At 57.6% G+C, this 4,794-nt stretch carries 7 protein-coding genes; 4 read left to right on the top strand and 3 right to left on the bottom strand.

The window, feature by feature from the left end:
- Positions 1 to 594 precede the first annotated feature (594 nt).
- The 4 genes from RBB63_RS23520 (at position 595) to RBB63_RS23505 (ending at position 1,504) form a co-directional block, all read left to right on the top strand.
- The gene (locus tag RBB63_RS23520) at positions 595 to 792 is read left to right on the top strand and encodes a hypothetical protein (protein WP_309387880.1); all 198 of its coding nucleotides are present in this window, start codon (positions 595 to 597) and stop codon (positions 790 to 792) included.
- 36 nt (positions 793 to 828) lie between these two features.
- Entirely contained in the window at positions 829 to 981 is a 153-nt protein-coding gene (locus RBB63_RS23515) for a hypothetical protein (protein WP_309387878.1), read from the top strand.
- Positions 982 to 1,017: 36 nt separating this feature from the next.
- Complete coding sequence (locus tag RBB63_RS23510) at positions 1,018 to 1,161, top strand: hypothetical protein (RefSeq protein WP_309387877.1); 144 nt, start codon at positions 1,018 to 1,020, stop codon at positions 1,159 to 1,161.
- Between the two features lie 172 nt (positions 1,162 to 1,333).
- Positions 1,334 to 1,504 carry a hypothetical protein gene (locus tag RBB63_RS23505; RefSeq protein ID WP_309387876.1) on the top strand — a complete coding sequence of 57 codons (171 nt, stop codon included), beginning with the start codon at positions 1,334 to 1,336 and terminating at the stop codon, positions 1,502 to 1,504.
- A 72-nt stretch (positions 1,505 to 1,576) separates the two neighbouring features.
- On the opposite strand, the gene trpS is transcribed toward RBB63_RS23505, so the two are convergent.
- The 3 genes from trpS to RBB63_RS23490 all read right to left on the bottom strand — a co-directional run bounded on the left by trpS (position 1,577) and on the right by RBB63_RS23490 (position 4,665).
- Entirely contained in the window at positions 1,577 to 2,608 is a 1,032-nt protein-coding gene (gene trpS, locus RBB63_RS23500) for a tryptophan--tRNA ligase (protein WP_309387874.1), read from the bottom strand.
- Positions 2,609 to 2,774: 166 nt separating this feature from the next.
- On the bottom strand, positions 2,775 to 4,121 hold the full coding sequence (gene xseA, locus RBB63_RS23495) for an exodeoxyribonuclease VII large subunit (protein ID WP_309387872.1): 1,347 nt from the start codon (positions 4,119 to 4,121) through the stop codon (positions 2,775 to 2,777).
- A complete protein-coding gene (locus RBB63_RS23490) occupies positions 4,093 to 4,665 on the bottom strand; it encodes a TVP38/TMEM64 family protein (protein ID WP_309387870.1) in 573 nt (190 codons plus the stop codon). The genes xseA and RBB63_RS23490 overlap by 29 nt, the downstream gene beginning before the upstream one ends.
- Between the last annotated feature and the right edge of the window lie 129 nt (positions 4,666 to 4,794).

The raw sequence follows: 4,794 nt of genomic DNA, 5'->3' as shown, positions 1-4,794 counted from the left end.
CGGGCGCCTTCGCCCGAGGAACACGCTTATATTATCAAGCAACTGGTGAGCTGACAATGGCTCAGTTGGCTCAGTTGGCTACTTTGGAGGGGTGGGAGAGGCCCCAAAGCGCCGTTTCGCTATTAGTGAAAGCCACTGAGAGCTACTCACTAATACTGACTCGTGGTAGCGGGTAGTGAAATGGGCCTCGAAAGGGGGATTTCGGAGGGGCTGAGAAAACTTTTTTAAAAAAGTTTTTGGGTGGGGCAGGAGGTATTTAACCGCAGAGGACGCGGAGAGCATTTAGCGTGGGGGTGAGGGAGGAATCTATGAGGTAGAGCCCGATATCTGTCCCCGCTCAGCGACGATACGCGCCACCTCTTCTTAGAGGCAACGAAACTGCCCGGACACGTATCGCGCACTACTCAGAGTCATTGCTCGATGGGAATGGCGTCGGACGCCATGTGCGGAATGTGCGCATTTTGTCCGCTGGTTGGCATTTATTGTATGTTTGCTGTAGTTGGAGTTTTGGTAGTTAAATTGGCTAACTGCTAATAATCAATATCTTATAAATTCGGTCGGCGCATTGGCACGCAACGGGCATTCTTGGACGGCATGGAAACAATCAACAAAACCACCATCGACTTAGACAAGGAAACCGTATCAACGGGCAGCGTAGCCGCTAAAATTCTTGGAGGCATTTTCATGAGTGCCATGTCGCTGATCTTGTTCGCCAGTGTTGCTCTCGTGCTGTCGCCCATACTCTTCATCTTGGCGTTGAAGTTTGAGATTATCTCTTTTTGGCCGAGCTAGGAAATACGCAACCGAAACGATCAACACTCAAACACCATGGACACCAAGGCAACCACCCGAAAGCCCAGCTTTGCGCTGACCGACTACACCTCAGCCATTTTTGCGCTGGGCCTTATCATTGGCGTCCCAGTGGCGGCGGGCTGGATTCTCCTCAAGCTCATTGCCGATGCCTTCAACAGCATTGGCTAACACACGACTCAGCGACCCTAACACAACTCGACCACGATGAATAGCGCATCAGACAATCAATCCACCGCTTCGCTGAACCTCCTCTTCGCCGCTGATTTCGCCTTTGTGTTCATCTTTGGACTGGGAGCCATTCTCCTATCCCAGGCGCTCAGTGCCGGCTTCTTTGGCTGGCCAAGTTAGGCGTAAATGCGGCATCTGCCTGCTTTAGCCGATCCAACAGAAACTAAAGCGGCAAAATGCCGCTTCTCCATTGGGGATGCTCACGCACCGCGCGGCGATGACGGAACATCGCCCTCCAATAGCGGCATTGCACGATGCCACGCCTCCCCAACCTTCAAACATCTAGAACCCAATGAACCAAGACACCATCAAAACCCGCGACAAGCGCGGCGTCAGTCCGTTTAAGTTTCAACTGATCTTCTCGGTAATCATCAGCGCAGGTGGACTGTTGCTGGTCTACGGCATCATCTACGCCCTACCCTTGGTGCACAAGATACTCGTACAGCTGAGAAACTTAGCCTGACGCGCGTAGCACGCAGCTCCCCCCAACCTTCGAACATTTCGAACTTACAAACCTTCGAACATTCGTCGCGCGCTAGCGCGCGACGAAGCCGGCCTTGCGCTGGACCTTGCCCAGCATCTTGAAGGCGCGCTTTTGGGCGGCGTCGTCACCACGCTTGATGACCTCGGTCAGGTATTTCTTGTCGGCCACGACAGCCTCGTATTTCTCACGAACGGGCGCGAGCATCTTTGCGACGGCGTCCGCGACGGCGTCCTTGAAATCCTTGTAGCTGGCTTCGGCAAATTCCTTTTCGAGCTCTTCGACGGACTTGCCCGTCGCCACGCCAAGGATGCCGAGCAGGTTCGTCACGCCAGGCTTGTCGTCGGATGCGTGGACGCAGCCCGGGCCGGAATCAGAGTCCGTCACCGCGCTGCCGATCTTCTTGCGGATCGTTTTTTCGTCGTCGGTGATGTAGAGCGTCGAAATCTGATTTTCGTCGCTCTTGGACATCTTCTTGGTCGGGTTTTGCAGCGACATGATGCGCGCGCCCGTCTTCGGAATGAACAAGTCCGGCACCTTGAAGGTCTCGGAATACGTGAAGTTAAACTTCTGCGCGAGGTCGCGGGTCAGCTCAAGGTGCTGCTTCTGGTCTTCGCCCACGGGCACGATGTCCGCATTGTAGAGGAGGATGTCCGCCGCCATGAGCACCGGGTATTGCAGGAGACCGCTGCCGATGAAGGCTTGGTTGTCCTCAGCGCGGGCCTTGGCGGATTTGTCCTTAAACTGCGTCATGCGCTCCAGTTGTCCCAGCGGGCACAGGCAGCTGAGGATCCACGCCAGCTCGGTGTGGCCGATGATGTGGCTTTGCACAAAGATGTTCGCCTTGTCCGGATCGATGCCGCAGGCGATGTATTGCGCGATGCACTCCATGGTGTCGCGGCGCAGGTCCGCCGGCACATAGGGCACGGTGATCGCGTGCATGTCGACGATGCCAAAATAGCACTCATAGCCATCGAGGTAACGCGTCCAATTGCGCACGGCCCCAAGGTAATTTCCGAGGTGGAGTTTGCCGGTCGGTTGGGCACAGGTCAGGACAACCTGCTGTTCGGTGGATGCGTCACTCATGATAACTTCAAAAACGTTCCATAAAGCCAATGCACGCGGGGGTTTCAAGGGTTTTCAGCCAGCGGCTATTTAGCCACGGATGGACGTGGATTGAACGCGGATAAAAATCATCATCTCTATCCTGCTGGCATCCGTGTTTAATCCGCGTTCATCCGCGGCTAATAAATTACAGTTCCTCGATTCTTGTCTTCACCTCGCCGTCGGCGAAATCAAGGGCCAGCAGATCGCCTTTCGTGAGCGCTTCCTTGCGCGTGACGACGCGGCCTTGCTGGTCGCGGGCAATGGCGTAGCCTCGCTTTAAAGTCTGTTGCAAACTAACGCCCTCCAGCCGGTCTTTCAACACAGTCAGGCGGTCACGGCGACGACGGAGCTGATCGCTCGTTGCGCGGTCAAAGCGACGCTGGAGCGTGCCCACGCGGTCGCGCAGTTGCTCCACGCGACGCGCGGGGCCAACCGCGGTCAGCCGCTGACGCAAGAGGCGCAGGTCCGCGCCGTCCTTGGCCAACCGGGCGTTGATCAGCGATTCAAACCGCCCCTGCAACTCGTCCAAGCGCAACTGAGCCTGACGGACTTGCGCCTTCGGGTGGTAGACTTGCAACCGGCGCTTGAGCAGCTCCAGCTCGTGGCGCTGCGTCTTCAAAATCTCGTCAACGGCGTGCTCGAAATCGCGGCCGAAGTTGCTCACGCGGTCGCGCAACTCGATGAAGTTACTGGAAATGAGTTCCGCTGCGGCGGTCGGCGTTTCGGCGCGTTTGTCGGCGGCGAAATCGCTCAACGTGAAGTCGATTTCGTGCCCGACAGCCGAGATCACCGGCACCTTGCACGCGGCGACCGCGCGGGCCACACGCTCTTCATTGAAGCACCAAAGATCTTCCAGGCTGCCACCGCCGCGCATGACGACGATCAAGTCCGCCTCGCCCCACACGTGGATCTGCCGCAGCGCCTCCACAATGTCCGTCGACGCGCCTTCACCCTGCACCTTGGAGCCCGCCACGACCACGCGCCCGCGCCAATCGCGGCGTTCGAGCACGCGGCAAAAATCCTGAATCGCCGCGCCCGTTGGCGAGGTGACCACGGCCACCGTTTTCGGCCAGACGGGGATGGGCCGCTTGCGCTCCTGGTCGAACAAGCCCTCGGCGGCGAGCTTCTTCTTCAGTTGCTCAAAGCGCTCCTGCAGACGCCCCTGCCCTTCCTCCATGACCGTGCGGCAAATCAGCTGATACGTGCCACGCGGTTCATACACATCGACGCCGCCCTGGACGAGCACCGCCATGCCGTCGCGCAAGTCTACCGTTTGACGCATAGCATCCATCCGAAACAATACGCAGGAGAGCTGGCTGTCGGCGTCTTTCAGCGTAAAATAAACGTGCCCGCTGGCCTGACGGCGCAGGTTGGACACCTCCCCCCGCACCCAGCACGGCGGGATGCCTTGAGTGAGCAGTTGACGCACGCGGCGGGTGAAGTCCGCCACGCTGATCGCGTCGTCAGGATTCTGTCTGCGGGACGTTGCCACGTTCTTTCTGCCTCTTATAAATCATGCGGCAGGCAATGCCGACCACGATGAAGAGCGACACCGCAAAAATCACCGTGCCGACCTTCCCTTCGAAAATCGCGTCGCCAAACATGATGATCAGGAACACATGCACGGACTGGATCGGCACCGACAGCAGCATGTAGCGCATGAAGTTCACGTTGGCCAGCCCGAGCAGGTAGCTCTGGATGATCATTGGCGAGCCCGGCGCAATGCGCAGCAGCGCGATCCACTGGATCTCGTTTTCTTTCTTGATGACGGGCACTTTGAGCTTCCGCTTCTCAAGCATGCGAACAATCGGCCCGCGCATAAACGTACGCGCCATCCAATAGGCAATGGCGTCATTGATCGCCACGCCGACCATCGCCAGCAGCAGCCCTTCGACTGGCCCGAACTTGTAACCGACCAGCACCAACAGCACCGAGACCGGGAAGAAGCACAGCGGCAGAATCGCAATCGCCGGCAACAAAAAGATCCCGTTAATCGACTCGAGCCATTGAAAAACCTGTTCCACCAGTTCGTGCATGGCGGGAAACCTACCGACGCGCCGCGCTTTGGCAAGGGCAAGGTGCAGGAAGCTAGAGCACTTTTCATCTAGATTGGCCGATCAGGCCGCAGTGATTTTTCGTGTCCAGCAAGGCGGCTTGAGCGTCGC

Source organism: Cerasicoccus frondis, from assembly GCA_031296915.1.
In the GTDB taxonomy this organism is placed as follows: domain Bacteria; phylum Verrucomicrobiota; class Verrucomicrobiia; order Opitutales; family Cerasicoccaceae; genus Cerasicoccus; species Cerasicoccus frondis.
This window is presented reverse-complemented; position numbering and strand designations above follow the sequence as displayed.

Excerpts from the sequence above, each read along its gene's own strand:
- RBB63_RS23520 (WP_309387880.1), top strand. The coding sequence starts at position 595 with ATGGAAACAATCAACAAAACCACCATCGACTTAGACAAGGAAACCGTA.
- RBB63_RS23515 (WP_309387878.1), top strand. The coding sequence starts at position 829 with ATGGACACCAAGGCAACCACCCGAAAGCCCAGCTTTGCGCTGACCGAC.
- RBB63_RS23510 (WP_309387877.1), top strand. The coding sequence starts at position 1,018 with ATGAATAGCGCATCAGACAATCAATCCACCGCTTCGCTGAACCTCCTC.
- RBB63_RS23505 (WP_309387876.1), top strand. The coding sequence starts at position 1,334 with ATGAACCAAGACACCATCAAAACCCGCGACAAGCGCGGCGTCAGTCCG.
- trpS (WP_309387874.1), bottom strand. The coding sequence starts at position 2,608 with ATGAGTGACGCATCCACCGAACAGCAGGTTGTCCTGACCTGTGCCCAA.
- RBB63_RS23490 (WP_309387870.1), bottom strand. The coding sequence starts at position 4,665 with ATGCACGAACTGGTGGAACAGGTTTTTCAATGGCTCGAGTCGATTAAC.